Annotated in this window: 1 protein-coding gene and 1 pseudogene; one reads left to right on the plus strand and one right to left on the minus strand. The window is 38.2% G+C overall.

Going from position 1 to position 1,674, the window contains the following annotated elements; translation table 11 throughout:
• Positions 1-155 precede the first annotated feature (155 nt).
• Positions 156-1,181: a YeiH family protein gene (locus AC1DVB_RS27060; RefSeq protein WP_477591920.1), complete on the plus strand. Its 1,026-nt coding sequence runs from the start codon at positions 156-158 to the stop codon at positions 1,179-1,181.
• A gap of 24 nt (positions 1,182-1,205) precedes the next feature.
• Here the strand turns inward: AC1DVB_RS27060 and AC1DVB_RS27065 are convergent.
• Positions 1,206-1,674: pseudogene (locus AC1DVB_RS27065) on the minus strand (adenosylmethionine decarboxylase); the annotation flags it as partial.

The following is a 1,674-nucleotide window of genomic DNA, read 5'->3' on the forward strand; positions in this document are numbered from 1 at the left end:
CGAATACTTTTAACGGATCCATTGTTACCTCCCTATTTCTCTATGCGTTTCATTTTATCATAAGTAGAAGTAATCATTGAAATAGCAAAAATATATTTCACTTATTTTTAATTTAGTTTTAAAGTTAAAGCATCAACATAGATGGAGTGATCACACTGGAACAAATAAAAGTTGAAACTAGAAAACTCGGATTTACAAAAGGAATAGCATTGACTTTGCTAATTGCCATTGCAGCAAAATACTTAGCGGTGCTTCCATTCCTTCATATAATGGGACAGCTAGTCATTGCAATACTGATTGGTGTTGTTTGGAAATCGCTAATCGGTGTCCCGGCTTACGCCGTTGCAGGGACAAATTATTCAAGTAAAGTCCTTTTGAGAGTGGGCATTATCTTATTGGGTATGCGCTTGAACCTAAAGGATATTATTTATGCCGGTCCGAAAACATTTGCAGTTGGTGCCATTAGTCTTGCATTTGGTATATTAGTAGTTTATGGATTGACCCGCCTATTTAATGTTGAGAAAAAGCTTGGCATATTGACAGCTTGCGGAACGGGAATTTGTGGAGCTGCTGCCATACTGGCAATTTCCTCCCAAATAAAAGCAAAAGAAAAAGATACAGCAATAGCTGTAACGACGGTTGCTGTATTAGGTACAACCTTCACTTTCGGATATACGATCCTATATCCATTATTGGAGTTATCCAATCAAGGATATGGTGTTTTTTCGGGTGCAACACTCCATGAAATTGCTCACGTCATCGCTGCTGCGGCACCAGGGGGAAATGAGGCTGTCGACTTGGCAGTGGTGGTCAAATTGACTAGGGTGGCCCTGCTCATTCCCGTTGCCATTTTAATTGGATTCATCATGAATTGGAAAGAACGATCAACGGTTACCGGAAAGAAATTTTCCTGGAAATCCATTCAGATACCGTGGTTCATTTTTGGTTTTTTATTGATGAGTGCCATTTATTCTTCAGGTGCAGTTCCTGAACCTTTAGCCGAAAAGCTTGTTATGCTTTCCTATATCCTCATGGCAATGGCGATGGCGGGACTAGGATTGAATATTGATCTTGTAACTTTTAGGAAATATGGCGGTAAACCTTTTATTGCTGGACTGGTCGGCTCTATATTATTGAGTTGCCTCGGCTATGTATTGGTTCAGGCTTTCCATTTAAATTAACTTTTCAATAAAAACAAGCATCCCTTAATCGGCATGCTTGTTTTTTACTATTGGATGCGGAACATTGGCACCATAAAAAATTTCATCCATTTCCGTTTGAAGCCTTTCTATAATTTCCTGCCTTTCCTCTTTATTCAGCTTTTCCTCTGTATAACCGAATAAATAATTATTAATATCGAACCTTTTCAGCTTACATTTCGTATGGAATATATTTTCCTGGTATACATTTACATCGATCATGTCATATAAACCTTTTACTTCATCAGGAATATAGTTTTGAATGGAATTAATATCATGGTCAATGAACAATTTCCGCCCATCTTTATCTCTCGTAAATCCTCTTACTCGGTAATCGATCGTGATAATGTCGGTATCGAAGGAATGAATGAGATAATTAAGCGCTTTAAGGGGTGATATTTCTCCACATGTAGAGACATCGATATCGGCCCTGAATGTGCTATTGCCTTCATTTGGATGGTATTCAGGGTATGTA

The sequence above is a fragment of the Peribacillus sp. P4_D6 genome, from assembly GCF_056401795.1.